30 protein-coding genes and 1 tRNA gene are annotated in these 26,124 nt (G+C 58.4%); 10 read left to right on the top strand and 21 right to left on the bottom strand.

From position 1 onward, the window contains the following. Window position 1: 1 nt before the first annotated feature. The 5 genes from GFS31_RS06665 (at window position 2) to GFS31_RS06685 (ending at window position 3,530) form a co-directional block, all read left to right on the top strand. Window positions 2–1,339 (top strand): dihydroorotase, encoded by a 1,338-nt coding sequence (locus tag GFS31_RS06665; protein WP_225907596.1) that lies wholly within the window; start codon window positions 2–4, stop codon window positions 1,337–1,339. 62 nt (window positions 1,340–1,401) lie between these two features. Further along, a complete protein-coding gene (locus GFS31_RS06670) occupies window positions 1,402–1,602 on the top strand; it encodes a DUF3285 domain-containing protein (RefSeq protein WP_225907597.1) in 201 nt (66 codons plus the stop codon). Window positions 1,603–1,675: 73 nt separating this feature from the next. Then, window positions 1,676–2,185 carry an rRNA maturation RNase YbeY gene (gene ybeY / locus GFS31_RS06675; protein WP_198807435.1) on the top strand — a complete coding sequence of 170 codons (510 nt, stop codon included), beginning with the start codon at window positions 1,676–1,678 and terminating at the stop codon, window positions 2,183–2,185. 284 nt (window positions 2,186–2,469) lie between these two features. Next, window positions 2,470–2,916: a diacylglycerol kinase family protein gene (locus GFS31_RS06680; protein WP_198807436.1), complete on the top strand. Its 447-nt coding sequence runs from the start codon at window positions 2,470–2,472 to the stop codon at window positions 2,914–2,916. An 8-nt stretch (window positions 2,917–2,924) separates the two neighbouring features. Beyond that, window positions 2,925–3,530, top strand: a complete 606-nt coding sequence (locus tag GFS31_RS06685; RefSeq protein ID WP_198807437.1) for an anthranilate synthase component II — start codon at window positions 2,925–2,927, stop codon at window positions 3,528–3,530. A gap of 88 nt (window positions 3,531–3,618) precedes the next feature. Here GFS31_RS06685 and hemJ read toward each other — a convergent pair whose 3' ends face one another. After that, window positions 3,619–4,206: a protoporphyrinogen oxidase HemJ gene (gene hemJ / locus GFS31_RS06690; protein ID WP_198807438.1), complete on the bottom strand. Its 588-nt coding sequence runs from the start codon at window positions 4,204–4,206 to the stop codon at window positions 3,619–3,621. A gap of 296 nt (window positions 4,207–4,502) precedes the next feature. Here hemJ and GFS31_RS06695 point away from each other — a divergent pair, with 296 nt between their 5' ends. Continuing rightward, entirely contained in the window at window positions 4,503–5,102 is a 600-nt protein-coding gene (locus GFS31_RS06695; protein ID WP_198807439.1) for a superoxide dismutase, read from the top strand. A gap of 201 nt (window positions 5,103–5,303) precedes the next feature. Next, a complete protein-coding gene (locus tag GFS31_RS06700; RefSeq protein WP_198807440.1) occupies window positions 5,304–5,522 on the top strand; it encodes a hypothetical protein in 219 nt (72 codons plus the stop codon). 153 nt (window positions 5,523–5,675) lie between these two features. Here the strand turns inward: GFS31_RS06700 and GFS31_RS06705 are convergent, their stop codons facing one another. Beyond that, complete coding sequence (locus tag GFS31_RS06705; protein ID WP_198807441.1) at window positions 5,676–6,749, bottom strand: phosphotransacetylase family protein; 1,074 nt, start codon at window positions 6,747–6,749, stop codon at window positions 5,676–5,678. A 242-nt stretch (window positions 6,750–6,991) separates the two neighbouring features. Next, the gene (gene ebsA, locus GFS31_RS06710) at window positions 6,992–7,372 is read right to left on the bottom strand and encodes a type IV pilus biogenesis protein EbsA (protein ID WP_198807442.1); all 381 of its coding nucleotides are present in this window, start codon (window positions 7,370–7,372) and stop codon (window positions 6,992–6,994) included. A gap of 393 nt (window positions 7,373–7,765) precedes the next feature. Between ebsA and GFS31_RS06715 the strand changes: the two genes are divergently transcribed. From GFS31_RS06715 to gloA, 3 genes are all read left to right on the top strand, one after another. Beyond that, window positions 7,766–9,196, top strand: a complete 1,431-nt coding sequence (locus GFS31_RS06715; protein ID WP_198807443.1) for a glycosyltransferase — start codon at window positions 7,766–7,768, stop codon at window positions 9,194–9,196. A 116-nt stretch (window positions 9,197–9,312) separates the two neighbouring features. Continuing rightward, window positions 9,313–9,711: an ACT domain-containing protein gene (locus GFS31_RS06720; protein WP_198807444.1), complete on the top strand. Its 399-nt coding sequence runs from the start codon at window positions 9,313–9,315 to the stop codon at window positions 9,709–9,711. Window positions 9,712–9,924: 213 nt separating this feature from the next. After that, complete coding sequence (gene gloA / locus GFS31_RS06725) at window positions 9,925–10,335, top strand: lactoylglutathione lyase (protein WP_198807445.1); 411 nt, start codon at window positions 9,925–9,927, stop codon at window positions 10,333–10,335. Between the two features lie 85 nt (window positions 10,336–10,420). Here the strand turns inward: gloA and GFS31_RS06730 are convergent, their stop codons facing one another. The 18 genes from GFS31_RS06730 to GFS31_RS06815 form a co-directional block, all read right to left on the bottom strand. Continuing rightward, the gene (locus GFS31_RS06730) at window positions 10,421–10,921 is read right to left on the bottom strand and encodes a GNAT family N-acetyltransferase (RefSeq protein WP_198807446.1); all 501 of its coding nucleotides are present in this window, start codon (window positions 10,919–10,921) and stop codon (window positions 10,421–10,423) included. A gap of 5 nt (window positions 10,922–10,926) precedes the next feature. Beyond that, complete coding sequence (locus tag GFS31_RS06735; protein ID WP_198807447.1) at window positions 10,927–12,645, bottom strand: ABC-ATPase domain-containing protein; 1,719 nt, start codon at window positions 12,643–12,645, stop codon at window positions 10,927–10,929. Between the two features lie 37 nt (window positions 12,646–12,682). Continuing rightward, window positions 12,683–13,885 carry a glutathione S-transferase family protein gene (locus tag GFS31_RS06740; RefSeq protein WP_198807448.1) on the bottom strand — a complete coding sequence of 401 codons (1,203 nt, stop codon included), beginning with the start codon at window positions 13,883–13,885 and terminating at the stop codon, window positions 12,683–12,685. Between the two features lie 150 nt (window positions 13,886–14,035). Further along, window positions 14,036–14,527: a YajQ family cyclic di-GMP-binding protein gene (locus tag GFS31_RS06745; RefSeq protein WP_198807449.1), complete on the bottom strand. Its 492-nt coding sequence runs from the start codon at window positions 14,525–14,527 to the stop codon at window positions 14,036–14,038. Between the two features lie 135 nt (window positions 14,528–14,662). Further along, on the bottom strand, window positions 14,663–15,067 hold the full coding sequence (locus GFS31_RS06750; RefSeq protein WP_263974913.1) for an MAPEG family protein: 405 nt from the start codon (window positions 15,065–15,067) through the stop codon (window positions 14,663–14,665). A gap of 79 nt (window positions 15,068–15,146) precedes the next feature. Further along, a complete protein-coding gene (locus tag GFS31_RS06755; protein ID WP_198807450.1) occupies window positions 15,147–15,650 on the bottom strand; it encodes a DNA recombination-mediator protein A in 504 nt (167 codons plus the stop codon). 179 nt (window positions 15,651–15,829) lie between these two features. Continuing rightward, the gene (locus tag GFS31_RS06760; protein WP_198807451.1) at window positions 15,830–16,027 is read right to left on the bottom strand and encodes a hypothetical protein; all 198 of its coding nucleotides are present in this window, start codon (window positions 16,025–16,027) and stop codon (window positions 15,830–15,832) included. Window positions 16,028–16,119: 92 nt separating this feature from the next. Continuing rightward, window positions 16,120–16,686 (bottom strand): peptide deformylase, encoded by a 567-nt coding sequence (gene def / locus GFS31_RS06765; RefSeq protein WP_198807452.1) that lies wholly within the window; start codon window positions 16,684–16,686, stop codon window positions 16,120–16,122. 84 nt (window positions 16,687–16,770) lie between these two features. Continuing rightward, window positions 16,771–17,712 carry a DMT family transporter gene (locus GFS31_RS06770; protein WP_198807453.1) on the bottom strand — a complete coding sequence of 314 codons (942 nt, stop codon included), beginning with the start codon at window positions 17,710–17,712 and terminating at the stop codon, window positions 16,771–16,773. A 175-nt stretch (window positions 17,713–17,887) separates the two neighbouring features. Continuing rightward, a tRNA-Met gene (locus GFS31_RS06775) sits at window positions 17,888–17,964 on the bottom strand. A 75-nt stretch (window positions 17,965–18,039) separates the two neighbouring features. Further along, entirely contained in the window at window positions 18,040–18,276 is a 237-nt protein-coding gene (locus GFS31_RS06780) for a TIGR02450 family Trp-rich protein (protein WP_198807454.1), read from the bottom strand. A gap of 178 nt (window positions 18,277–18,454) precedes the next feature. Further along, window positions 18,455–19,273, bottom strand: coding sequence for a phosphate ABC transporter ATP-binding protein PstB (gene pstB / locus GFS31_RS06785; protein WP_410503870.1), 819 nt, complete (start codon window positions 19,271–19,273; stop codon window positions 18,455–18,457). Between the two features lie 67 nt (window positions 19,274–19,340). After that, window positions 19,341–20,273, bottom strand: coding sequence for a phosphate ABC transporter permease PstA (pstA, locus tag GFS31_RS06790; RefSeq protein WP_198807456.1), 933 nt, complete (start codon window positions 20,271–20,273; stop codon window positions 19,341–19,343). Beyond that, entirely contained in the window at window positions 20,273–21,208 is a 936-nt protein-coding gene (pstC, locus tag GFS31_RS06795; protein ID WP_198807457.1) for a phosphate ABC transporter permease subunit PstC, read from the bottom strand. Before pstC ends, pstA begins: the two co-directional genes overlap by 1 nt. Window positions 21,209–21,354: 146 nt before the next feature. Beyond that, window positions 21,355–22,377 carry a PstS family phosphate ABC transporter substrate-binding protein gene (locus GFS31_RS06800; RefSeq protein WP_198807458.1) on the bottom strand — a complete coding sequence of 341 codons (1,023 nt, stop codon included), beginning with the start codon at window positions 22,375–22,377 and terminating at the stop codon, window positions 21,355–21,357. A 639-nt stretch (window positions 22,378–23,016) separates the two neighbouring features. After that, window positions 23,017–23,988, bottom strand: coding sequence for a sensor domain-containing diguanylate cyclase (locus tag GFS31_RS06805; protein ID WP_263974914.1), 972 nt, complete (start codon window positions 23,986–23,988; stop codon window positions 23,017–23,019). 135 nt (window positions 23,989–24,123) lie between these two features. Continuing rightward, window positions 24,124–24,705 carry a 5-formyltetrahydrofolate cyclo-ligase gene (locus GFS31_RS06810; RefSeq protein WP_225907598.1) on the bottom strand — a complete coding sequence of 194 codons (582 nt, stop codon included), beginning with the start codon at window positions 24,703–24,705 and terminating at the stop codon, window positions 24,124–24,126. Window positions 24,706–24,852: 147 nt separating this feature from the next. After that, window positions 24,853–25,839, bottom strand: a complete 987-nt coding sequence (locus GFS31_RS06815) for an XdhC family protein (RefSeq protein ID WP_198807459.1) — start codon at window positions 25,837–25,839, stop codon at window positions 24,853–24,855. Between the last annotated feature and the right edge of the window lie 285 nt (window positions 25,840–26,124).

Raw genomic sequence — 26,124 nt, forward strand, 5'->3', positions numbered from 1 at the left:
CGTGACCACCGAGGCCGATCAGCATCCCACGTCCGGCAGTCCGACTACCCCAGGTCAGCCCCCCCAAGGCCAGATTCAGCTCATCCAACAGGTGCGGGTGCTGGATGCCGTCACCCAAATGGATCAAGTCAACGACGTGTTGGTTCAGAATGGGAAAATTCAGGCCATCGCCAACCCCATCACCGACTGGCCCGCCGAAGCCGAGGTGATTTCGGGCCAGGACAAGGTGCTGATGCCGGGCCTGGTAGATCTCTACAGCCACTCTGGGGAACCGGGCTATGAAGATCGCGAAACTCTGGCCTCCCTGCTGCGGGCCGGACGGGCGGGGGGCTTTACCCGTTTGGGCGTGCTGCCAACGACGGAACCCGCCGTGGACAATCCGGCCATGGTGGAGAAGCTGCTGAGCCAACGCCAAGCCCTCGCCGCCGCTGAGCCCAACCTACCCCACCTGTACCCCTGGGGTGCCCTCACCCAAGCCGCCCAGGGCCAACAGATGACGGAACTGGCAGAACTGGCCCAAACCCCGATTGTGGGCTTTGCCGATGGCCGTTCGCTGCAAAATCCCCTACTCACCCAGCGCTTGCTGGAATACCTCAAACCCCTCAACCGTCCTGTGGCCCTGTGGCCCTGCGACACCACCCTGCGCGGCAACGGCGTAGTCCGGTCTGGCCCCTTTGCGCTGATCTACGGCTTTGTGGACGACCCGGCCCTCTCGGAAACCGCCGCCCTCGCCGCCCTGCTGGAAACCATCGCCGCCGTGGGCACCCCCGTCCATCTCATGCGCCTCTCCACCGCACGGGGGGTCGAATTGGTGCGGCGGGCCAAGGCCGAAGGGCTACCCATCACCGCCAGCGTTTCCTGGATGCACCTGATCTTTAGCAGCCGCAACCTCGGTAGCTACGACCCCAACCTGCGCCTCGCCCCGCCCCTCGGCAACCCGGAGGATCAGGAAGCCCTCATCGCTGGGGTGAAAGACGGCACCCTCGACGCCATTGCCATCGACCACCGCCCCCACACCTACGAAGACAAAACCGTAGGCTTCCCTGCCGCGCCACCGGGGGCCATCGGTCTAGATCTGGCCTGGGGCGTGTTGTGGGATGCCTTTGTTTCGACGGGACTGTGGGAACCCCTCACCCTGGTGCAAGCCCTCAGCACCAACCCCGCCCGCCTCTGGGTCCAAACGCCGCCCACCCTGCAACCCCAGCAGCCCGCCGAAATGGTGCTGTTCGCCCCCGCCCAATCCTGGGCAGTGACGCCCCAAACCCTAGAATCTCTCTCCCACAACACCCCCTGGCTGGGCCAAACCCTGAAAGGTCGGGTGATTCGCACTTGGGCTTAGGTCGGGTCTTGATGACCATCCCAGGTAAAGTAAACATGGGCCTTTTAGGGATGACAACTGCCATGACCCCACCCCCCATTGATTCAGCCACCGTCGAAACCACCGACCTAAAGCCCGACCCAAAGCCCGAAGCACCTCCCAGCTTTGTGAAATTGGCCATGCGAAACATGGTGAAGAAGGGCGGCAAGTCGCTCTATCACTTCACCCTTACCACGGTGGGCCTGCTGGGGCTGCTGGTGGGGTTAGCCTATCTCACGCGCTAGGGCTCAATCGATGGACCCTCTTGCAGACGTTTATTCTGGGGAATCCGATTCTCCTCTATCCAAGTTAGCTGCTATGCCTTCGTCCCCTGAGTTTGACGTTGTGGTGGAGACGCGCCACGCCCAGGCGAGGATGATTGCTGAGGAAGACTGGCCCACCTGGTTTCAGCGATGGGCCACGATGGTCGATTTGCCGCCCTCGCCGCTAGGGGCCTACGAGCTTTCCCTCACCCTGACCGATGACCGGGAAATCGCGGAGCTAAACGGCACCTATCGCCAGATGGATCGGCCGACGGATGTGCTGTCCTTTGCGGCCCTAGAGGACGCAACGCCCTTGGCCCCAGAGCTGCTGGAAACGGAGCCTCTGTACCTGGGCGACATCATCATTTCCTTGGATACAGCCCAGCGGCAGGCCGATGCGGCGGGGCATTCCCTCGCCTGGGAGACGGTGTGGTTGGCCAGCCACGGCTTTTTGCACCTGCTGGGCTGGGATCATCCCGACGAGGAACAACTCACCGCCATGCTAGCTAAGCAGGATGACCTCCTTCAGGTGATCGGCTGGGTGTCGGCAGACCGCCAGGGCTAGGGTAGCACCAATCCCAGGCCGCCATCGGCCCCCAGATTGCCCCTTGTACCCCGGCAACGCTGCATTGTGGTTCTGCGCCTGTCCAAAAAAGTGCCAAGATTTATCAAAAACCTCATATTTTTTCTATGCAGTGCTGTAGGTGACGCAATGAAATTGAAATGACTGGTGTAGACTAACCTCGAAGCCCGTCCTAAAACGCCCCAGGGTGCAGCATGGCCGGAAAGGTAGTGGCTGCCCTTGTATTCATGCTATATTTCCTGCCGATCCTGAGGGATCTCCCATTCATGACTCTCTATCACGAAAAATCTGACCCGGCGATCATTTCCGACCTACCCCGCCCCAGCCGCCCCCTCTCTTGGCGGGTTGCCAATAATTTGTTAGTCAGTTTTCAGTATGCCGGACAGGGCCTGAGCTACGCCTTTCGTACCCAGCGCAATTTTCGTATCCACGTGGGGGTAGGGCTGCTAACTGTGGGGCTAGCCCTAGGGCTGAAGCTGAGTGCGGTGGAGGTGGCGGTGATCATCCTCACGGGGGGCATCGTGATGACGATGGAACTGCTGAATACAGCCCTAGAGTCGGTGGTAGACCTAACCGTACAGCAGACGTACCACGAACTCGCTAAAATTGCCAAAGACTGCGCCGCCGCCGCCGTTCTGATGTCGGCGATTGTGGCCCTTGCGGTGGCAGTTTGTTTACTGTTGCCAGCTCTATTGCAGCGTTTTGTGGGATAGCCCTGATCATGATTCTTGTGATTGACAATTACGATAGCTTTACCTACAACCTGGTGCAGTACCTAGGGGAGTTGGGCCAAGAACTATCCGTGGCCCAAGATTTGAGGGTCTATCGTAACGACCAAATTAGCTTAGAGGAGATCAAAGCCCTGGCCCCCGATGGGATTGTGATTTCCCCTGGCCCCGGCACCCCCGACGATTCTGGCGTGTCTCTGGCGATCATCCAGACCCTTGGCCCCACGGTGCCCATTTTGGGGGTGTGTTTGGGCCACCAAAGCATTGGTCAGGTGTTTGGGGGCAACGTCATTCGAGCCCCAGAGCTGATGCACGGCAAAACCTCCCCCATCTATCACAAGGGGCAGGGGGTGTTTGCAGGGCTGGATAACCCGTTTCAGGCCACCCGCTACCACAGTTTGGTGATTGAACCCGCGTCGTGCCCTGAGGATCTAGAGGTAACGGCCTGGGTGGAGGACGGCACCATCATGGGGGTGCAGCACCGCCACTATCCCACCCTCCAGGGGGTGCAGTTTCACCCCGAAAGCATTTTGACCGACTGCGGCAAACAGATTCTCCGCAACTTCCTGATCTCGATCCCCGTTCCGGTGGCGGCGTAGCACGTAACCCGATCTGCACCCGATCTGCACGGCCTTGACTCTGTATCTGGTATCGCCCTGGCAAAACTAGGTAATACCAGATGCGGGACTAGGAGACTTCCTGAAGCTCTGGGGCAGCTTGGGCGGCGAGGGCTTTTTCCTTATCTAGGCGGCGCTTGCGGGCATAGAGCTGAATGGTGGCGGCCATGAAGACAACCAGTCCAGCGATGAGCCAGGTGGTAGCTCCGGTGGGGAAGTTGTTTTTGAAGATGACCAGCATCACAATCACCACCAGCAGCAGGGTGGGCGCTTCGTTTAAGGCCCGCAGCTTTTGGCTAGACCATCGGCACTCGCCCCGCTGAAGCTGCCCCATCAGCCGTCCGCAGTAGACGTGGTAGGCCAGCAGCAGCCCCACAAAGCCCAGCTTGACGTGCATCCAGCCATCTTTGAGATATTCCGGCATTTGCACCAGCAGCCCCACGGCCATGGCCACGGTCACAACCATGCCGGGGGTGGTGATGATGTTGTACAGCCGCCGCTCCATGATTTCGTACTGGGCTTTCAGGATGCCCTGGGCGGGTTCTGGCTCGGCTTCAGCTTCAACGTGATAAATGAACAGGCGTACTAGGTAGAACAACCCTGCAAACCAGACAACGACGCCAATAATGTGAAAGGCTTTGAACCAGTAATACGCCATAGGACTTGTGCTGCAACGATAGGGAGGAGGATAAGCGCCTCTCCACTGGGGAAAGGACGTTAGGAAAAGGGCCACAGAACAGCGATGTACTCCACTACCCAACCGGGCTAGGGGAATATTGCAAACCGTTAAGCCCGCTTTTTATTGTTATGCAGGGGTTTACCTATAGAAAAGAAACTGCGATGGTTCTTAACGTTTAGCGCGTTAAAAGGGACGATGCCCCTCCCCCGGATAGGTATAGCGCGGAGTCTGGAGGGCCTTCTACTATGAAAACGTCCCTTTTCTGTTGGAGCCCTATGGCTTACGAATTAGCTCCGTTGCCCTACGCCTACGATGCGCTAGCGCCCCATATCTCGAAAAGCACCCTAGAGTTCCACCACGACAAACACCACGCCGCCTACGTCAACAACTACAACAAAGCGGTGGAGGGCACCCCCCACGACAGTCAGCCTATCGAAGCGGTGATCAAAGCCATCGCTGGGGATGCCGCGATGCAGGGGGTGTTTAACAATGCCGCCCAAGCCTGGAACCACACCTTTTACTGGAACTCCATCAAGCCCGGTGGCGGTGGTTCCCCCACGGGGGAACTGGCCCAAAAAATTGAGGCCGACTTCGGTGGCTACGACAAGTTTGTAGAAGCCTTCAAAGCCGCTGGGGCGACCCAGTTTGGCAGCGGTTGGGCTTGGCTGGTGCTGGATGGCGGCACCCTAAAAGTGACCAAAACGGGCAACGCCGAGAACCCCCTCACCGCGGGCCAAGTGCCCTTGATCACTATGGATGTGTGGGAACACGCCTACTATTTGGACTACCAAAATCGTCGGCCTGACTACATTGATACGTTCCTCAACCACCTGGTGAACTGGGACTTTGCTGCCCAGAACCTAGCCAGCGCCTAGAGCCCAGAATCCGATCAACTCGGCAGGAACCCGGTTTTTAGGTCGCAAGGGCTACGCTGATAGCACAGCCACCCAAAAGCCGGGTTTTCATCCTCCGTCCCAACCCTGTGGCATGGTGGAATCATGGGTTTTGGCTACGTTCTCTGTCCTGCGTGCTCTGCTCTGTGTTGTCACCCCTTCAGCTCTCTGGCCTAGCGTCCCATGCTGTTCTCAGACCCCGATTACCCCCACGTGGTGATGTCCTTTGCCTATCGAGGCTTTTGGCTCGAAATTGACCAAGGCGAGGATCAAGGGCTGGTGCTGTTTTCGGTGTGGGCCACCCACGACCGAGGCTGTGCTGTCGCAGTGCCCGGTGTCTACAGCCGCCGCGAAGCCATCTACAAAGCCAAGCGCTGGGTAGATCAGCGCCTCAACCCTTAGCCAACCCAGGGCTGATTCTGGAAACCTTCAGCCGCCAGCCCCAAAACCAACACCTCAAAGCGGTATGGGATAACAGCTACCGCCTTGAGACTCTGCCCCCGCAAAATGAGGCGCGTTGGCCCTGGGGATGCCCAGGAGTAGGAGTCAGAATCCCTAACTGGCTGAGACGGGCAGTTTGAGATCTATCAGGCTGAGGAGGCGATCTAGATCGAGGTGGTTGGCTACCAAATCTTGTACACACTGCACCTTGATGGGCTGATGCAGCCGCACCTGGCCAAAGAGCTCGTCAATGCGCTCGACGGTGGAGAGGGTGTCGGAATCTACCGCCAGGATGGGAATTTCTAGGTCAGACGCCCGCTCCAGAATGGTGGGAATGGGAGGAATTTGCCCCGTTAGCACAAGGCACTGTGTGGAGGTTTCTAGGGCCGCAAACTGGATGTCGCTGCGGTCGCCCCCAGTGACAACGGCCATATTGAGCCCCTTGCGGAAGTAGCGCAGGGCAGAATTGACGTTCATCGCCCCAATCGTCAGGGTTTCCACCATCAGTTCCATACGGTCGGGGCAGCAGAGAATTTCGGCGTGCAGCCGCTCCACAATTTCCCCAACGGTGATGCTCCGCATGATGGGAGATCGAGGAAACAGCGCCAGCACCGGAATGTTGAGCCGTTCTAGGAAGGGTTTTGTCACCTGGTGGGCGGTCTCCAGTTCATCATCGGGCACGTCGTTGAGGATGACCCCAACCAGGTGATCCCCTAGTTGCGCCTTGGCGGCCAGCAGTCGATCCACCAGCAGTTGAGAGTCGTAGCGCGTGACCAGCAGCACCGAGGCATCTAGGGCGTAGGCCATGGCGGGCAGGGAAAGATTGAGGAGGGTGCCCTCGGTCAGATTGCCGGGGCCTTCTAGCAGCAGCAGGGTTTCTCCCTGGCTTTCGCGGTAGGAGGTCAGGCTGTAGTCATCCGCGCCACCTAGGGCAAGGCGTTCATCGACGGTGGCTGGGGTGAGGGAGGCTACCGGAGGATAGTAGCGATTGGCGGGCAGCTTCAGGGTTTCTATAATAAAGTCGAGGTCGGGGTCGAGGGCCGCTTCGTTGTAGGCGCTGCCGAGGGGCTTGCCAAAGGCAATATCCACCCCCATGGCCTGAAGTTGTAGCCCGATCCCCAGGATGGCTGCCGACTTGCCGCTATAGGGCTCGGTCGATCCAATAAGTAAATGCTTTGAACTGGACACGCCATCACTCCTTCACAAGGGGGAACCGTTTAGTCTCTAGAGTAGACCAAACTCGGCCATTCTTAATACCCACGGCAGCACCCACGGCAATACCCGCGACTAGGGCACCGTGTATCCCTACGGTGCTGAATATCACCCCATCGCCCTTGGGTCTGAGGCCGCCAGGGCACCCCAATCTAAGCCACCCCACCCAGGGTGTAGTTCTCCCTAGGAAGGAAACCTGGGCCTGCGGTGTTGTGGCGCTAATCTTCTGCTCGCAGCAGTTTGCGATAAAACGCCTTAGAGAAGTCTGGGGCTCGTTTGTTGCGAAGGGCCACAATGACGTCAAACAGGAAGTCTACAAACTCAAAGGTCGCCATCACAATTTCGTAGCTGAGGTCGGCATCGCCATCAAATTGAAGACGACACCGGGTCAGGTCAGCGGGCAACATTGAGACGTTCCAAGTGGCGATAAACGAGATACTCTCTCCCCCCTCAATGTGGCGCTCTCCCTCTAGGTTGCCCTGTTTATAGAGAGAGATCGCGTAGGGTAGGGCGGCGCGCTTGTTCCCTTGGTAGTAGGGTAAGTACACGCCAACATCTTGTTTACCAGCGGGTTGAATATCCTCAAAGGTCAAGCGCATGGGTATGGGCCTTAAAGTGTGGCTAGGGGTTCACAGGAATGGAGGTGGGGCGACGTCCCTAGGGTTAGCATTGGGGGAGACTAGGGGCTCCACGGGGGCTTTCAAGGGAACTAGAGGTCAGGGTACCGCGAACTGGCCAGGACGAATCATCAGAATCTCTGAAAAATTGCGTCACTGGAGTAAACCTAGGCTCGGCAGCGCCATCCTGGGGTCTTATTTTTAACATTCCCCGTTGAGGCGACAAGGCATCACGCTATTTTTTTCTTCAAAATCAGGGATGATAAAGCTGAATAGTTTGTAACTCTAGGTAACACTCACGCCGAATGTGGTGGGGTATGTGGTGCGGCTGTTCTTGGCTGCGTTGCTGCTGCCCTCTGTTGATTCCCGTCGTCCATGATGAACTCCCCCAAAGCTGTGTTTCAACCCCTTGCTGACCTCGACCTTGATGATTTTCCAGGCTATGCAGGCCGTCGCCGCAAGGCAGCGTTAACCCTGTCTCTGCTGTGGGGCAGTACCGTGGCGCTCCACCTTCTATCCTGGGGAAGTTGGGTGATGCTGGGGCTGATGGCGGTGCTATCGACCCATGCCCTGCGGGTGATGCTGGCCCGCCCTCGCCTGGGGCCAACGCCGCTACCGTCCCAGGTCGTGGAGCGGGAATTATCCGTCGAGGGCGATGCCATGGGGCAGACTTCTGCGGCCAGCCTTCGCCCAGACGCCGATCCCTGGCCCTACGTCTCGCTATTGGTGGCGGCCAAAAACGAAGAAGCTGTCATCCAGCGCTTGGTAACGGCCCTGTGTAATCTGGACTATCCCAGTCACCGCTACGAGGTCTGGATCATCGACGATCACAGCACCGACCGCACCGCCCAGCGCTTGCAGGCGCTCCGGCAGCGTTACCCCCAACTGCGGGTACTGCATCGATCCGCCAACGCCACCGGGGGCAAGTCTGGAGCCCTCAACCAGGTCTGGCCCGATACCCAGGGCGACATCATCGGAGTATTTGATGCCGACGCCCAGGTACCCAAGGATTTGCTGCGCCACATTGTCCCCATGTTTGAGACAGAACAGGTAGGGGCCGTGCAAATGCAGAAGGCCATTGTAAACCGGGCCAAAAACTGGCTCACCCGGGGACAACAGGCCGAAATGGCCCTAGATACCTACTTTCAGCAGCAGCGCATTGCTCTAGGTGGTATTGGCGAACTGCGGGGCAACGGCCAATTTGTGCGGCGGCGTGCGCTGATCCAGTGCGGCGGCTGGAACGAAGAAACCATCACCGACGACCTCGACCTCACCCTACGCCTCCACTTCAGCGGCTGGGACATTGAGTTTTTGCTCCACCCCGCCGTAGATGAAGAGGGGGTAGAACGTCCCCTGTCGCTGTGGCACCAGCGCAACCGTTGGGCCGAGGGCGGCTACCAGCGCTACCTCGACTACTGGCGCTTCATTGCCCAGAGTCGTCTCACCCCCGGCAAAACCCTAGACATGGCCGCTTTCTGGCTGATTCAGTACGGCCTACCCACCGTGGCCCTGCCCGACTTTGCCCTGGCCCTCCTGCGCCATCGCCTGCCCGTCTTCCTGCCCGTTTCTGGCCTTGCCCTCACCCTCTCCGTGGTGGGAATGTACTGCGGTCTGCGCCGCACCCAACGCCAACCCCACTGGGCCAGTGCCCTCCTCACCCTCTGGGGCAACCTCTATATGCTGCACTGGCTGCTGGTGATTTCTACCATGGCCCTGCGGCTCTCGGTGCGACCCAAGCGTCTCCGCTGGGTCAAAACCGCCCACCAAGGCAGCGAAGACGACCTCCAAGTGGACGGGTCGGCCTAGGGGCATCATCACCTGGGCGGGGGTGGAGCAGGAAGGGCTGATCCTCCCCTGCCATAACGAACTCCGACCGTCTGGTTGGTTTGGTGACACGCCATAGCCCAAGAGAGAGGCATCGCATGACCCCTGATTTCCCGAAACCCGCCCTGACCCTGGCTATTGTGGAGGGCACCTTTGCCATTCACCGCTTGGCCCCTACCGCTGAGGTTCCCCCAGAAATTCTGCATCAAGCCATATTTAGCGTGATGCGTACTCCCCAGGAATTGTCTCTGCTGGTACGAGAGGAGGTGCCCATTGTGGCTGACAAAACCGAACTGGGCTGGCGGGGGATGGTGATTCAGGGGCCTCTCAACTTTGGGATGACAGGGGTATTGTCGGCAATTTCCAACGTGTTAGCGGCGGCCCAGGTCAGTATTTTTGCCCTATCCACCTACGACACAGATTATATTTTCGTGAAGGCTGACCAACTAGAATCTGCCTGCAACGCCCTGCGTCGAGCGGGCTACGGCCTGCTTTAGGGGTTGCTGGGAGAAGAGGGGCTGGGGGTGAGGGCATTCAGGGACTTTGCGATCTAGTGAGCCTGAGACGTTGGCACACCCAAGCCTCGGATCGCCACTGCCCTGGGATCGCTGGGGGTTCCGAACGCCATTTCCCAACGCCATTTCTGAACGCCATTTTAGGCGGAGACTCGGCACAATGAAAAAGACCCGTTTTTGGAGGCTACCAAGACCATGCGACTTCTACACACCATGCTGCGAGTGGGCGATCTAGAGCGTTCCCTCAAGTTCTACTGCGATGTGTTGGGGATGAAACTGTTCCGCAAAAAGGACTATCCCGGCGGAGAATTTACCCTGGCCTTTGTGGGCTACGGCGATGAGGCCGACCACACGGTTCTAGAACTCACCTACAACTGGGGTGTGGATAGCTATGACCTAGGCAGCGCCTACGGCCACATTGCCCTCGGCGTAGACGACATTTACCAAACCTGCAAGCAAATTCAGGCCATGGGCGGCGAAGTGGTGCGAGAACCCGGCCCCATGAAGCATGGATCAACGGTGATTGCCTTTGTGCAGGATCCAGACGGCTATAAGGTAGAGCTCATCCAACTGGGCACGTCCGCAGGTACCGCCAAGGCGAGCTAGTCCAAGCTAGGGTGCGCCCTAGGCTACGTCCGGGAGGTTCCTAAGCCTGCCGGACGTAGCGAAGACCTAGCGAAATTAAGAGAAATCATGGCTTGGAGAGATCCTTTCCGTCAAGACTGATCGGGCGTTTCATCAGGATGGCCTCGGGCTGGTAGCCCAGCTTTTGATATAGCGCCTGGGCCGGGGCATTTTCGCTAAATACTTGCAGGCTGATTTGGGTGTAACCTTCCGCCTGCGCCCACTGGTGGGCCGTATGCAGCAGTTCTGTGGCCAATCCGTTGCGGCGGTGGTCAGGGTGAACGTAAAGCAGCAGCACGTAGGGGTGAAGTAGGCCGCTGCGTTGATCGGTGGCTTGGCCCAGCCAAATGCAGCCCACGGCAATGGTAGACCCTCGGCTCCTAGGACGTTCTATAATCCACAGCGGCGTATCGCCAGAGAGATAGCGATCTACGGTGGCAGCAAGGTGCTGGATCGGCAGGCTGTCGTCCAATTCTTGGTAGGTACGCTCCATGAATTTGACCAGGGTGGCCCGGTCTAGGGGAGATCCTAATCGCAGGTGATAGCCAGGAATGGGACAGGAAGCCATGGGGGTTATGAATGAACGGACTGCACCTGAAGACTGCGGAGGCGGTTGATGGCGGCGGCAAGTTCTAGGCCACGAAACATAACCAAGTCGCCCATGGGCCATTCGGTCAGGGCATCTAGGCCGTGACTGGCCAAGTCGGCCATGACCGCATCAACCACCTGAAATAGAGGCCGATCCTGGGTCATATAGTAGCGCTGGGCATAGACGATGGCCTCAGCAATGGCCCGCACCTGGCCCGGTTCCACCAGTTGCTCCACAGCAGAAAGGTCGATGGCTTCGGTGCCGATCTGCAAGTGATCGGTGTTCCTCGCCTTGAGGTTGACGCTGCGCCGCCCCTTGCTGGGGTCGATGCTGTGGGGCTTCACGATGCGGGCTGTGAGGTTGCCAAAATGGGGGCCGCCCTCGCAGTGGCGGTCGGTTGGGTACTGGGCGGCGAGGGCCTGGGCTTGGGCGGTCACATCCTGGGGCACAAATTCATCCAGGACGATCACCGTGTCGGCCACATCGAAATAGTCGCCGCTGCCCCCCATCACCAGCACCGTAGAAAGACCGTATTCGGTATAGATCTGGCGTACCTTGTCGATGAAGGGGGTGATCGGCTCCCGGTCTTTGGCAATCAACGCCTGCATCCGGCGGTCGCGAATCATGAAGTTGGTGGCAGAGGTGTCCTCATCCACCAGCAGCACCCTGGCCCCAGCTTCCACCGATTCAATGATGGTTGCCGCCTGGGAGGTGCTGCCGCTGGCGTTGGCGGTGGAAAACTGGCGGGTCGATTGGCCCTGGGGCAAGTGGTTTATAAAGGGCGAAATATCCACCCCAGCAATGCTGCGGCCATCCTCGGCCCGCACCTTCACCGCTGCCCCATCGGTGACCACCTGGTGCCGCCCATCGTCAGGAATGTGGTTGTAAACGCCCGCCTCGATGGCCCGCAGCAGGGTGGATTTTCCGTGGTAGCCGCCGCCCACAATCAGGGTAACGCCCTGGGGAATGCCCAGCCCCGTCACTGCTCCAGCGTGGGGACAGGTCAGCGTCACCCGGAGGGATTCCGGCGACCGGAAGGGCACCGCCCCATCCACCCCAGGCCGCTCATCTACGCCACTCCGTCGAGGCAAAATCGCCCCATCCGCCACAAAAGCCACCAGTGCCCGATCCACCAACTGGGATCGCAGGGCCTCAGCATCCTCGGCACAGGCCAGATGACGCTGAATCGCCGCCGCATCCAGGGCGTCATAGCGCAGGGTCATATTCACCAACTCTGGCAGCGCCCGACAGAGTAAGTCTGCCGCTTGCTTTCCCGCAATGCGTCGCCCAAAGGCCGGAAGCCCCACCGTCAGCCGCAGTTCCACCGCCTCTGCCGTCACCTGGGCTGCACTGCGCTCTAGAATCGCCTGACTGGGCCGGACGACGCCGATCAACCCGCTCTTGCCCGACCCCGTCGGTTGCGCCCGCCGCTGGGTAGCTTGGTACGCCGCTCGAATCAGAAAATCCGCCAGCGCCACCGCCCGCCCTGGGGTTTGCCACAGAGTTGCCGGAAATCCTGCCACGGCCTGGGGCACCACCACCCGCACCCGACTAGGGGCCGCAAAGGGATCCCCCTGCACATGGTCGATGTGGAGGGTAAAGTCCGCCAATCGGTAGGCACCCTTGAGGGACTTGTAGGCCCCATAGCCCTGGCCATCCAGGCGATGCAGTTGGTCGTAGAGGGAATCGCCAGGGATGGACATGGCCGTTGAAAAGCCCCTTGGGAACTTGGGCGAAGAACTAGGCGGCAAAGGCCAAAGGATTTTGATCGCGGCGGTGGTTCACGGGGATGGGATCCGGCTGGCCCTCCCCGGCAAGGGCGGCGGTGGCTTCCAGGGCTTGCCGCAGGTGCTTGGCCGCATAGATGGACATATCCCTAGGGACGCTGATGCGGTCGCGCAGGTAGCGCAGGGCCACGTCACTGCCGGCTGGGGGCTGGCAGCTTTCCCCAGTCATCAGGGTGGTAAGGGCGCAGCGCAGGGCTTCGTCCATCAGGGTATCGGCGGCGGGGTTGACGCGAATGATGTTAGCCCGATGTTTAAGAACTCGGTGCAGGGCCTCCTGGCGGGAATTATCTGCCTCGGCATAGCCCACATCGGGCAGGCCAAACCAGGGGCCACGATCCACCCGCTGCTGATTTTGACGAGTTTGGGGCAAATCGTTGCTGTAGCAGCCGCCCATTTGGGGGGGCAGGTCGTGGACGTGGGTGTGGAAGTCGCTCTGGGTACCGCGATAGGTGGGGCGGGTTTCCATGGCGTCGCACCAGGCCGCAAAGCGCGGGTTCACCTCCCGCATGGAGTAGCCCTTGTAGTAGAACAGGCTGGCGTTCATGCGCTCTACATAGGGCGTAAAGACCAAATCCACAGTGCCAAAGTCGTCTAAAAAGTAGGGGCCGGAGGTACTGGCCAGGGCCGCTTCCACCCGATCCATCACCCCCTGAAACTGCTGCCCCGACCGCTGATCCTCCTGGGCCGACCGGGACGGATAGCACAGCCACGCACACCAGGCCCGAAACAGCAGCCGTTCAAGCTGGCGCAGGGGCACCACCGCCCGATCCGTCATGCTGTGAACCAGTGGCCCAAAGGTGCGCTCTAGGGCCATCAAAATGTCATCGCTCTCGGTAATCATCCGCCCGTCTAGTTCTAGGGCAGGCAGCATCCCAGAGGGCACCTTGCGCTTATACCAGGCTTCCTTCTCGCCGTAGCAAAACATGGTGATTTTTTCGACCCGGTAGGGAATTTGCTTTTCCTCGAGCCACAGCCATACCTTTTGGCAATAGGGACACCAGGCATGGTTATCGCGGTAGAGCGTGACCCGCACCGCCGATTCGGGCTGGCCAAACAGCCGCAGCCGCGATTGGGCATTGGTGGGGCCATGCACCGGGTCGATGGCGAAATCCGTCAGCGCCGCGAGGGCGTCCCAACTTAGGGGTTCAACAGCCATGGGGATTTAGAAAAAAGCGACAACATCGAAGCCGTAACATCCCGATTGGGTAGGGGACTTAGTGATGCAGGACGCAACTGTACAGGGTGCAACGATGCAGGACACACAACGCTCAGTTGGGGCTTCGTCCACGTAAAGCCGTACACCCAGCTAGCGATAGTTCGTAAATTGCAGCGCCACGGGCCACTCTTCCTGCTTCACTAACTGCATAGCCTGTTGTAGGTCGTCCTTGGATTTGCCGGATACGCGCACCGCATCGCCCTGGATGGAGGCCGTGACTTTCTTCAGGTTGTCGCGAATCAGCTTGGAGACTTGCTTGGCAATGTCTTGGCTCATGCCCTTTTTGAGGGTAATTTGCTGACGCACCCGGTTGCCGCTGGCGGATTCCACCACGCCATAGTCAAAAATTTTCAGGGACAGATCCCGCTTCGCCGCCTTTTGATGCATCAGTTCCTTCACCGAATCCAGGCTCATTTGGCTGGCGGTTTCGATGGTGATGGTGTCGTTGCTGAGTTCGATGCTGGTTTTGCTGTCTTTCAGGTCGTAGCGGCTGGTGACATCGCGACGGGTTTGGTCAAGGGCGTTGACCAGTTCTTGGCGATCAAAATCGCTGACGATGTCAAAGGAAAACGTAGAGGCCATCGTGGAAGGTCTCCCAAATACACACAGGTTGGATGAAGGGCGTAGGTCAACCGGGCCGATGATTCCGGTCTACGAGACTACTCTATGAGTCCGGTACATCAACCCAGGGCATGAATTACGCAAGTCATCACCAGCCTACAGGAAGGCGGCGCGACAACTCAAGACGTAGAGGGTGATGGTGCCCAGGTTGGCTAAGCCAAACATGAGGGAACGCAGGGCCGGGATATTGGCGATGTAGAACATAGGATACAGCGCCCTGGCCACCAGATACACCACTACCGCCCCCAAGGCCACCGTAGACTCTTGCTGGGTGATGTAGGCCATCAGCGCCGCCGGGGCAAAGAGAATCATGGATTCAAAGGCATTTTCGTGGGCCCAGGTGGCTCGTTGGGCATAGGGAGGCAGTTTGGCCAACATGGCGCGGGGGGCCGACTGGTCGTAGCCCACCTTGAGCCGAGCATAGCCCACGGCCAAAAACGGCACATAGACCAAAGCGGCGGCGAGGGGGATGCTGAGCAGGAGAAAACCGGGCATTGCCATGACTATTCCCTAATCTCTAATCGACGTAAGACAGCATGATGAAGGGGGCCGTGCCCACCCTACCGAGCTTTCCGGTTTCCTAATCGAAGTAAAACAGCGTCACAATTTTGCGCTGATCTTCGGCGTCTTGGCAGGTGCGCAGCAGGGTGTGGCTGTCGTGGAAGGCGAAGCAAATCAACTGCTGGCAGCGGGAAATAATTTCCTGGTTGCAGATGGAGCTAGCTTCCCCAAGAGAGAGCACATCGTTGGAGGGGTTCTCCACCAGGTGCATCACGTCTTCGAGTTGCTCCCGAGACTCGCGGGGCTGGCGCTCCAGGCTTTGGGGCAAAATCACCGTCAGCAGGTTGGGGTCGGCCTTCATTGCCCCCCGAATGGCCGCTGAGTTGGTGCCCGTTGCGCCGGAGGTAATCACCCGGTTGCCGCCTAGCACCAGGGCGTAGGTCATCAGCTCGATGAGTTGCTGGTGGGTAATGGGCACATGGCGAGATCCCAGGATGGCCACTCGCTTAGAACCAGACTGTTGAATAGCGGCCAGTTCCTGGAGGAATGTATCGACTTTGGAGGCTTCGATGGACTGACTCAACGACTACACCAATTAGGAGAAGACGGGCTTCATTGTATCAGACCCCCGTTCTCCCTGGGCAGGCCCAAGGGGAGTTCCGCAGGGTAAACGCATACTCATGCTGTAGGGGCAGCTGGTGGAGGCCAGATGGTGGGCGCTAGAAGGCATTTCATCGGCCCCCTAGAAGAGGGACAGAGAGCCTAGGGCTGATTGGCCTGGGCATCCTTCACCGCCGCATAGAACAACAGCCCCACCAAGGGCACACACAGCCCCAGAATGACCGTCGTTGGCCCCTGGCCCCAGTCGGGGCTACCGGAGGATAGCTCAAAGACCGAGCCCACCGCCGCAATTGCTGCAATACAGGAACCTGCCAAAAACAAACCGCTCTTTGGGGTCACAACCGCACTCCTCACAACAAAACTATTGAACCAGCACCGAAGGTCAGCCCCACAGGACGCAGCTTTCCTCACCGTTGCCCAAGCACCCGCCGCTAGGCCTTGACGGGCTGCACGTCCTTAGCAAAAAAGCCGTTTTTCTTCAGTTCTTGGTTTAGGGCTAGGGTGTTGTCCACCCGGTCTACAAACAGCACCCCCGTCAGGTGATCCATTTCGTGGAGGATGCAGCGGGCCAGCAGATCAGCGGCCTGGATTTTCTGGGGCCGACCGTTTTCGTCTTTAAAAGAGACCTCGATGGCGGCGGGGCGCACCACATCCAAAAACACGCCGGGAATGCTGAGACAGCCCTCTTGACCCACGGCCAGTTCCTTAGAAACGCGGACGATAGTAGGGTTGACCAGCACCAGGGGCGGAGCAGCGACGTTTTCTGGATCCACATCTACCACAATGAGCTGCTTATTGACCGCTACCTGGGGAGCGGCCAGCCCAATACCATCGGCACTGTACATGGTTTGCAGCATTTCCTTGACCAGCAGACGGATGTCGTCGTCTACCTTAGCAACTCGCTTGGCGGGCTGGCGCAGCACTCGGTCGCCCAGGGTATGGATATCGAGGGGGGGCTGCTTAACTTTGGTTTTCTCAACGTGGATGGTGGCGGCCATAGGTTAATTCGGGATTGATGTCCTAGGGGTAGGGTGTTGTTACCTATCCTAACAACTCAAACTGACGTCGAGATAGCCCCCAACCTACTCTGTTTCCCGGCTGCCCTGCCAACTGGCCAGCATCGTGGTGCCCAAAATCAAGCCGCCGCCCAATATCGTTCTCACGGTGGGGATTTCCCCTAGCAGCAGCGCGGCCAAGATAATGCCATAGACGGGCTCCAATCCGCTGATAACGCTGGCCACCTGGGTTCGCAGCACCGACAGGCTTTCGATAAAGAGCGTGTGGGCTATCGCCGTACACAACACCCCCAACACCAGCAACCACAGCCAGTCTGTTCTGGTGATCCCAAAGTTAGGCAAAGGATTAACCGCGATCCAGACCAACAGGCTGAGACAGGCAAATAGGTTTTGCTGAAAGGCAATGGTCAGGGCGGAATAACGCTGCCGCTGCCCTCGGTTCAGCAGTTGCAGCAGCGCAAAGGACAATCCAGACAGCAGCCCCCACACCGCCCCCAGGGTGACGTCTGAACCGAGGCGATATTCCGGTACCACTAGCGCTACCCCAAGGACGACCAGAAGCGCCAAGATCCCATCTCGTCTGCGCCAGGGGGTGCCAAAAAACATCGGCTCTAGCACCGTGACAAACACCGGAAAGCTGGAAAATGTCAGCAGCCCAATGGCCACCGTCGAAAGCTGAATGCTGCGAAAAAAGCTCACCCAATGGAAGGCCAGCAGCACCCCCAGCAGCGCCAACCCTAGCCCATCGCGCTTCCTGTGTGACCAAAGCCGTTGCCGTTGCCAACCCAGACCTAAACCCAGCGCGGCGGCGGCTAACCCTGTTCGCCCCAAGACGATAGCCGTCGCAGGCCATGCCAATCCCTTGCCAAACAGCCCCGCCAAGCCAAACAAAAATACGGCCCAATGCACCTGCACCAAGGCTCGACGGCGAGACAATGAGCTGTCTAGACCGTCACACCTTGGACTCCCAGGTTCTCGATCTGCCGATGACTGTCCTTGCTGCGCCACAGCCCCTCCCTCACCCTTGGATATCACAGCGCCAAGCTCAATGTAGAACAGCCCGATGGGCTAGGGCTAGGGTAGGCAGGCCGAGTGAACGGTCGCCGTGGGTTGGAAGATAGACCTAAAAAATCCCATAGATCTAAAAAAGCCCTCAGATTTCTCTGAAGGCTTTTTTACTATTTGGTGGCGGGGCATGGATTTGAACCATGGACCTTCGGGTTATGAGCCCGACGAGCTACCAGACTGCTCTACCCCGCGTCGGCTTATTCAATATAGCAAGAAATGTTCGCGGTTGACCAGTTTTTTGAAAAATTTTTCAAAATAGCAGGTTCCTTAGGAGGATCGGGAGGCTAGGGGCTGCCATCCAGGCTGCCAGAGGTCGCGGTTTTTCAACTGTTTGGCGTTGATCCACAGCCGCACCGAGGGGTCGCAGGAGGCCACCAGTTCCGCAAACACCCAGCCCCCGTCTTCTTTACGGTTAGCCACTTGGAAATGCCGCCAGCCCTCGGTGGTGTGGCGGGCCGTCCATTTGGAGCCCAACAGGTGGGGAAATTTTTGCTTACGGGCCATCGGGAAAATTAAAAATTGAGCCGGGTTGGGTAGAAGCTGAGCTGGCGGTGGGTCGCTAAGGGAGAAACCGAGGGGCGGCGACCGACAAAAAAGCCCCTGCTGCCTAGTCGATCCTAAAGGAACGCGGCAACGGGGGCAACGGATTGTGTTGAAGGAGGAACAGGACAAGATTAGGCGTTTAACCAAATCGTCCTTGGACGTAGTCGCGGGTGGCGTCTTCGCGGGGGTTGGAGAAGATTTTTTCGGTGTCGGCATACTCCACCAGGTAGCCCACCTTGCCGCCCGATTCCGTGGCTTCAGCGTTGAAGAAGGCGGTTTTGTCGGAAATTCGCAGGGCTTGCTGCATGTTGTGGGTAACGATGACGATGGTGTAGTACTTCTCCAGTTCCCGCATCAGTTCCTCAATTTTGAGGGTGGAGATGGGGTCGAGGGCAGAGCAGGGTTCGTCCATCAAAATCACTTCCGGCTCGATGGCGATGGCGCGGGCAATGCACAGGCGCTGCTGTTGGCCCCCGGAGAGGGAGAGGCCGCTTTCCTTGAGCTTGTCCTTCACTTCGTCCCAGAGGGCGGCAGATTTGAGGGAGCGTTCCACCAGGTCGTCGTAGTCGCCCCGATAGCCGTTAATACGGGCGGCAAAGGTGATGTTTTCGTAGATGGATTTGGGGAAGGGGTTGGGCTTTTGGAACACCATGCCAATGCGGCGGCGCACGTTCACCGGGTCAACGCCGGGGCCGTAGAGGTCGCTGCCGTGCATGGTGATTTTGCCCTCTACCCGCGCCCCTGGGATTAGATCGTTGGTGCGGTTGAAGCATCGCAGTAGGGTACTTTTACCGCAGCCAGAAGGGCCGATGAAGGCGGTGATTTCGTTTTTGAAGATATCCAGGCTGACATCCCGCACGGCCAGGGACGCCCCGTAGTAGACGTTGACGTTTTTGGCCCGCAGGGTGGCCTCCTCTAGGGAGGTCTCTAGCCCTGGCTGGCCTGTGGATTCTGACATCATGGCGACCAATTCTCTCAGGCGTCTTGGATGGTTAGAAGTTGGGGATTCTCGCAGGGGAGGGGCCTTACTTTTGGAAGCGGTTTCGCAGGTAAATGGCGAGGGAATTCATCATTAGCAAAATCACCATTAGCACGATAATACCCCCTGCCGCGAGGGCGTGGAAGGCGGGCTGAGGACGCGACACCCAGTTGAAAATTTGGATGGGCAGCACCGTAAAGGGGCTTTGCAACCCGCGCAGGGAAAGCTCTGGCAGGAAGGGAATGTAGGTCAATGCGCCGATGGTGATCAGCGGTGCAGTTTCGCCAATGGCGCGAGACAGAGCCAAAATTACCCCGGTTAAAATGCCGGGAAAAGCGAGGGGCAAAATGTGGGCACGTACCACCTGCCAACGGGTAGCCCCTAGGGCATAGCCCGCCTGCCGCAAACTGTTGGGGATAGCCCGCAGGGATTCGCGGGTGGCGATGATCACAATGGGCAGCACCAGCAGAGACAAGGTGAGTGCACCGGATAGAACACTGCGCCCCTGGGTGATGGGGAACATAATTCGCACAAACACCTGGAGGCCGAGCAGACCATAGATAATAGATGGCACCCCTGCCAGATTGGAGATATTGATCTCAATTACCTTGGCAAACCAGCTATCGGAGACAAATTCTTCGAGGAAGATGCCCGCCCCAACCCCAATGGGGAAGGTAAACAGCGCCACCAGCACCATCACCCAAATGGTGCCTACCAGGGCCGACACCAGCCCTGCATCGGCGGGGCGTCGGGAGGGAAAACTGGTGAGGAAGCTCCAGCTAAGGACGGGGAGCCCATCGATCAGCACATCGATTAGCAAAATGGCTAACACTGACAGGGAGAAGATCACCGCTCCCAGGGAGAGATACTTGATAATTTGGTCAATCAGCTTGCGGCGGCTCAGGGCGCTCAGGGCAGAAGCCTGGTCGATGTCCCAGCCCTTGTCCATCTTGCTGGGTTGAGGCGACAGTGAGGTCATTACTCGTAGGTCTCCCGAAACTTACGCACGTACCAGAAGCTGAAGATGTTGAAGACGAGGGTGACGAGGAACAGCGTCATCCCCACCGCAAAGATAGACTTATAGGCGATAGAACCAGCGGGGGTGTCGCCCAAGCTGACCTGCACAATGTAGGCGGTCATGGTCATGATCGGCACGAAGGGGTTGAGGGTGAGGTTGGGGTTTTGCCCCGCCGCCAGGGAGACGATCATGGTTTCCCCCACCGCCCTTGAAATCGCTAGGATGACCGAGGCCACAATCCCGGAGAGGGCCGCTGGCAGCACCACCCCAAAGATGGTTTCCCGCTTCGTCAAACCCAGGGCGTAGGAACCATTGCGCAGGGAGTCCGGCACAGCGTAGATGGCATCCTCACTGAGGGACGCCACCAGCGGCGTGATGGAAACGCCCAGCACAATCCCGGCACTGAGGCCGTTGAAGCCGGAAAGACCAGGGATAAAAAGCTGCAAAAACGGCGTCACCAACAGCAGGGCAAAGTAGCCAAACACCACCGAAGGCACCCCCGCCAATACCTCTAGGGCAGGCTTAAGGATGCGGCGTAGTTTCGGAGAAGCGTACTCACTCAGATAAATCGCCGACAGCAGCCCTAGGGGCAGCGCCACGACGATAGCAATGATCGAGGTGAGAAAGGTGGCGCTCAGCAGTACAAACACGCCGAACTGAGGATTGGAGAACAGCGGCGTCCACTGGGTATCGGTCAAAAAGCGCCAGAGCGGCACCGCTCTAAAAAACTCCAGCGCCTCAAACAAAAGCGACAGCACAATGCCGATGGTGGTGGCCACCGAGAGCAGGGCAAAGAGGCCAAACAGCCCCACAATAACCCGCTGGCTCCACTTACTCCAGGCTCGGTTGGGCTGCCACAGGTCGGGCTGGCCCGTGGGTGGAAGGTTGGTAGTCATCGCATTATCTCTGAGCGATAGGGAACGGTTGGGATAGGCTCCTTGGTCAAGGAAAAGGGGTCAGCGTCATCGAACACTAACCCCTTTCCCACCTATTGAGCGCTAGCCGTTTAGGTTGATACTAGAGGTCGCCAGAAGGAACGCCCCTAGAGCAGATCTTCCAGGCTCTTGCCCACGGCAGACCCACCTTCAAACACCGAGCCCGTTTTGGTCGTTGCCAACCGCTCCAGCACCTTGGCATTCATGTCGGCGGGCAGACTGACGTAGCCCACTTCGTCGATCAGAGGGGCATTGGCCATATCAAGATAAAACTCCACAAAGGCCTTCACCGCCGGATTTTCCAGGGAGGTGGTCTTCACGTAGATGAACTCAGGCCGAGACAGGGGCTGGTAGCTGCCGTCGGCAATGGTTTCGGGACTGGGGGCCACGCAGCCCGTGCCGCCATCAACGGCCACCAGTTGCAGACGGTCGGCGTTTTCTACGTAGTAGGCAAAGCCAAAGAAACCCAGACCGCCATTGTCGGTAGACACACCCTGCACGATGACATTGTCATCTTCGCTAGCGGTGAAGTCACCCCGGCTTTCGCCATCGGCCCCAATGGCTTCCATAAAGAAGTCGTAGGTGCCGGAGTCGGTACCTGCGCCGTAGAGGCCCAGGGGTTGATCGGGGAAGTCAGCTCGGATTTGGTTCCAGTTCGTGATGGTGCCCTGGGCGGCGGGTTCCCACATGGTCTTCAGTTCGTCGGTGGTGAGGCACTGGGCAAACTCGTTGCTGGGGTTAACCACCACCGAGAGCCCGTCAAAGGCGATGGGCAACTCAACAAACTCGATGCCAGCCTGGGCGCAGAGGTCAATTTCCTCTTGGCGAATGGGGCGAGAGGCACCGCTGATATCGGTTTCGCCCGCACAGAACTTTCTGAAGCCGCCGCCCGTGCCGGATACGCCCACGGTTACGGCCACGCCGGGGTTAGCCCGGCCAAACTCCTCGGCCATGGCTTCGGAAATGGGGAACACCGTGCTGGAACCATCCACCAGCACAGACCCGGTGAGGTCAGAACCACCAGCGGTGTCGCCACCGGCTTGGTTGCCACCACCACAGGCCACAAGCCCCAGCACACTCGCTAACAGCAGACCAGAACGACCAACGGAAAATAAACGATTGGACAACATAGCTTCCTCAGTTTCACCTAAAACACAGTTCAAACAAGCTAGGGCTGCTTTGAACAGCAAAAGCCGCGTCAGACTCCCTTAGAATCCATGGCCATCACAGCTGCGAATGACCCTTGTGACCCTGCCTTTGCTCAGCCAAATATAACATTGATTGTCTTCTGACTTAAGCCAAACTCTAAATTTGAGGCATGAGAATACAAGTGATTGTTTGTCAAGTCAGTCGTCGAAATCTAGGGATTATTGCGCTTCAAGAAGCTGTAAAACACTAAAAAGCATAGCATTTCCAGCCTTGCAGTTTTTCTGGCCTCTAGTTCACAGAGCTAATCTGGCAGACTTTCGGGTTGATCCAGAGTGAATTCTAGTCTTCCTTAAAATATGCTTAATTTGGACAAAAGAGAGGCTTTCAATATTTAGAAAAACACCCCGGCAAAAATCTCGACATACTCTCCAATCTACCCCAACCTGCAAAAGAATAAACCTAGCAAAATTAGGCTGTGGCTTTGACAAGTATCTCTGTCACGGGGTCATGCTAGCCCAGGCGCATTAATAACTGTTTGCGCTCACATTAACGATATCTTGGCATTGCATTAACATCAGGTTAAAAAGCGGCTCAGGTCAGCAACCCAGATCGCCCTAAACCTAGGGCAGAGGGCAGGCTCGATGAAGGCGCTTTTGCTGATACATGGCTCGGTCAGCCTCGGCCCAGGCGGCTTTTAGGCCCCGACTGGGATGGCGGGAGGCAACGCCTACGGAAGCCTGAACTTGGGCGTTGAGGAGAGCCCGCTGGAGCCGCTCCCCCAGCCACTGCCCCTGGGTGGCCGAGCATTCTGTGCAGAGCACCACAAATTCATCGCCGCCAATCCGAGCGACTACGTCGTGTTTGCGAGTTTCCTGGCGCAGGATGTGTCCAGCGCGTTGAATGAGCCCATCCCCCGCACCGTGGCCGAAGCTATCGTTCACGATTTTGAGGTTGTCCAAGTCAATCACCACCACACAGGCCGGAAAGCCATAATTAGCGCAGCTTTCCTCCTCCTCCGCCAGCAGTTGATCCCAGCCTCGACGGTTATAGAGCCCTGTGAGGGCATCGGTGAAGGCTTCGTTTTGCAGGCGCTCGGCGCGACGGGCCTGCTCGGCAGCCGCCATATCGGCATGGAGAATGGAGCTGAGCAGCTTGGCCAAGAGTGTGATCAAGGGAAGGTGTTCAGCGATGGAATCGGGCTGAGGGGAGGGATCAATGGCGCAGAGGGTGCCAAACAGGGTGCCGTCTTCAGTGGCTAGGGGCACACCCACATAGGCCCCAATTTTTACCTGGCTGGCAATGGGGGCTTCAACGTAGGCCGGAACAGCCTGGGAATCGGGGGCAATGCAGGGGCCTTGTCCGGCCACCATGCGAGAACAAAAGGAATCTGTCCAGCGAAACACATCTCCCTGCTTCACCCCATAGCTCTGATCCTGGGCGTGGAGCACGATCCAGTCTTCGCCCTCTGTGCGAGTCACCATCCACAGCCCAAAGCCTAAGGTCTGCTGGAGATAGTTCAAAACTGCCGTGGCAGCGGCATTAAAGTCAGGGAACAGGTCAGCCTCAGGACGCATCAGCACGGTTTTAGCCACTATGAGACATACTCTATTAGTTCCCTATTTAGGGAAAAAATGCCAAACACAATACAAAATGAGACAAATACACGGGTGCCGGAGGTATTAATTAGAAACAAACTCTCCTTAAAAATACTGAGGCGCTGGCAACGGCTAGGCAAGGAAAAGGCCGCTCTCCGAGCATAGCCCCCGCATGGGCCGATCCCACACATCCCTGGGCAGATGAGGCAGCCGGGCATACTCAAAGACAATGCCCACCGTGGGCACGTTGCGCCAAACCTGCTGGCTGAGCATCCGGTCGTAGTATCCAGCCCCGTAGCCCAGGCGATAGCCCTTGACATCGCAGGCCACCGCAGGCACAAGAATTAAATCGACCAGATCAGGATTGACTAGGGGCGAGTCTGGGTGGGGCTCCAAAATGCCGTAGGCTCCCCGTACCAAGGCTCCACCATCCTGGGGCGTCCAGAGATGCCAAGCTAGGGTTTTGCCAACGCAGCGGGGCAGCCCCCAATACCCATGGTGCTGTGTCAGGGGGCTGAGGTCGGGCTCTTGGCGAAAGCTGGTGTAGGCCAAAATCACCCGGCAGCGGCGAAAATACTCCCAGCGGGAGAGGTGGTCACAGATCTGATCGCTTTTCTGACGCCACACTTGGGCTGGAATATTCTGCCGTGCCTTTAGCAGACGGCGGCGCAGATCGGTTTTGGCGGTGTGATTCCGTTCGGCAGGGGTGGACACGGGAAGCAGGTCTGAAGGAGTAGAAAAACAGTGGGGGCGTTAGGGGCAGATTCGCTAGCGTTAGCCTAACGCATAGATGCCTCATCCCATCTCCTGGTAAGCCTGCCAAAATAACGTTGTAGCGTTCAAGGGCGATCAACGCGAACCTCATGGGTTGGCCACCATCGGGTGCCGCAACCGCTCAGACAGAGGCCGTCCGGTGCCGCCTCGGCGCACCATAATCAGTTCGGCGGTGATGCTGACGGCGATTTCCTCCGGGGTGAGAGCTTCGATATCCAAGCCAATGGGGCCGTAGATATTCGCAAAGCTGGAGCGGGGTAGGCCCGACTGCTCCAGGGTTTGGTAGACCTGGCGCACCCGTTTCTCGCTGCCGATCATGCCGATGTAGGTGCAGGGGATGGGGCGGGACAACAGATGGGTTAGGGCTTCTAGGTCGTAGGTGTAACCCCGCGTTACCAAGGCGGCATAGAGGTTTTGGTGATCGGCGAGGGTTGCGAGGGCGGGTTCGATAGGTTGTGTCAGCCGATAGGTGGCCTGGGGATAGAGGCGTTCGTTAGCCCAGTCGGGGCGGTCGTCTTGGACGGCGATGGCAAACCCCGCGAGGTGGGCGACCTTAGCCAACTGCACCCCCACATGGCCTGCGCCCACGATTAGTAATAGGGGCGGCGGTTGCAGAGTGTCCACAAAGGCGATGGCAGGGTCGAGATCGGGGGGCACTTCGCTGAGGTAGGGTGTGCCGTTCCCATCCAACGGCGTGACTAACGTGACAGATTGCCCCGCCTGAAGTCGTTGCACGATGGTTTGGGCCAGGGCGAGTGCGTCCTTCCCCTGCCAGCGCTCTAGCCACACCTGCATCAAGCCGCCACACACGCCTTGGGTTTGGCGATGGGGTGCGCCTGTCAGGTCAATTTCGACTATCTGGGACTCGCCCGTTTGCAGCACGGTTTGGGCCTGGGCAATTACCTTGGCCTCCCCTGCCCCGCCGCCGATGGTGTTGAAGGCTTGGCCTTGGGCATCCACCACCAGCCGCGCCCCCACCTCACGGGGCACCGACCCGCGTATGCTGACGACCGTAGCCAAAACAGCAGGGCCATAGGTCAACGCCTGGGCTAATTGTTGAAAACAGGTGATCATTGCAGCAAGCGGCCAAATTTGCCCTTAACCTATCGTGTTCTAGCCAAAATCAACCGTTACATCGCCTACCGCTCACTGGCGAAGGGGGCAAAGTCCCCAGGCGGGCTGTCTCCGCCGCAGGCATCCCTTGAGAAAATCCATCGTTATTCCCCCATTGGCCCCCCAGGTTGCTACAGTCGTTAAGCGGTTTTTGGCGTGGGCGTGTCGCGTTCCTAGGGCATAGGGTGAACCCACCGCCACTTTCGCAAGCATTGATTTTTCCACAAGCACGGATTACGAGCAGGA

The sequence above is a fragment of the Leptolyngbya sp. BL0902 genome, assembly GCF_016403105.1.
GTDB lineage: Bacteria > Cyanobacteriota > Cyanobacteriia > Phormidesmidales > Phormidesmidaceae > Nodosilinea.

Coding starts and splice junctions, on each gene's coding strand:
- hemJ (WP_198807438.1), bottom strand. CDS start 4,206: ATGGCGTATTACTGGTTCAAAGCCTTTCACATTATTGGCGTCGTTGTC.
- GFS31_RS06815 (WP_198807459.1), bottom strand. CDS start 25,839: ATGATCACCTGTTTTCAACAATTAGCCCAGGCGTTGACCTATGGCCCT.
- GFS31_RS06720 (WP_198807444.1), top strand. CDS start 9,313: ATGACCCCTGATTTCCCGAAACCCGCCCTGACCCTGGCTATTGTGGAG.
- GFS31_RS06740 (WP_198807448.1), bottom strand. CDS start 13,885: ATGGCTGTTGAACCCCTAAGTTGGGACGCCCTCGCGGCGCTGACGGAT.
- GFS31_RS06780 (WP_198807454.1), bottom strand. CDS start 18,276: ATGGCCCGTAAGCAAAAATTTCCCCACCTGTTGGGCTCCAAATGGACG.
- ebsA (WP_198807442.1), bottom strand. CDS start 7,372: ATGCGCTTGACCTTTGAGGATATTCAACCCGCTGGTAAACAAGATGTT.
- ybeY (WP_198807435.1), top strand. CDS start 1,676: ATGCCTTCGTCCCCTGAGTTTGACGTTGTGGTGGAGACGCGCCACGCC.
- GFS31_RS06730 (WP_198807446.1), bottom strand. CDS start 10,921: ATGGCTTCCTGTCCCATTCCTGGCTATCACCTGCGATTAGGATCTCCC.
- pstA (WP_198807456.1), bottom strand. CDS start 20,273: ATGACCTCACTGTCGCCTCAACCCAGCAAGATGGACAAGGGCTGGGAC.
- gloA (WP_198807445.1), top strand. CDS start 9,925: ATGCGACTTCTACACACCATGCTGCGAGTGGGCGATCTAGAGCGTTCC.
- GFS31_RS06745 (WP_198807449.1), bottom strand. CDS start 14,527: ATGGCCTCTACGTTTTCCTTTGACATCGTCAGCGATTTTGATCGCCAA.
- GFS31_RS06680 (WP_198807436.1), top strand. CDS start 2,470: ATGACTCTCTATCACGAAAAATCTGACCCGGCGATCATTTCCGACCTA.
- GFS31_RS06800 (WP_198807458.1), bottom strand. CDS start 22,377: ATGTTGTCCAATCGTTTATTTTCCGTTGGTCGTTCTGGTCTGCTGTTA.
- pstC (WP_198807457.1), bottom strand. CDS start 21,208: ATGACTACCAACCTTCCACCCACGGGCCAGCCCGACCTGTGGCAGCCC.
- def (WP_198807452.1), bottom strand. CDS start 16,686: ATGGCCGCCACCATCCACGTTGAGAAAACCAAAGTTAAGCAGCCCCCC.
- GFS31_RS06700 (WP_198807440.1), top strand. CDS start 5,304: ATGCTGTTCTCAGACCCCGATTACCCCCACGTGGTGATGTCCTTTGCC.
- GFS31_RS06685 (WP_198807437.1), top strand. CDS start 2,925: ATGATTCTTGTGATTGACAATTACGATAGCTTTACCTACAACCTGGTG.
- GFS31_RS06695 (WP_198807439.1), top strand. CDS start 4,503: ATGGCTTACGAATTAGCTCCGTTGCCCTACGCCTACGATGCGCTAGCG.
- GFS31_RS06670 (WP_225907597.1), top strand. CDS start 1,402: ATGACCCCACCCCCCATTGATTCAGCCACCGTCGAAACCACCGACCTA.
- GFS31_RS06750 (WP_263974913.1), bottom strand. CDS start 15,067: ATGGCAATGCCCGGTTTTCTCCTGCTCAGCATCCCCCTCGCCGCCGCT.
- GFS31_RS06735 (WP_198807447.1), bottom strand. CDS start 12,645: ATGTCCATCCCTGGCGATTCCCTCTACGACCAACTGCATCGCCTGGAT.
- pstB (WP_410503870.1), bottom strand. CDS start 19,273: ATGTCAGAATCCACAGGCCAGCCAGGGCTAGAGACCTCCCTAGAGGAG.
- GFS31_RS06715 (WP_198807443.1), top strand. CDS start 7,766: ATGATGAACTCCCCCAAAGCTGTGTTTCAACCCCTTGCTGACCTCGAC.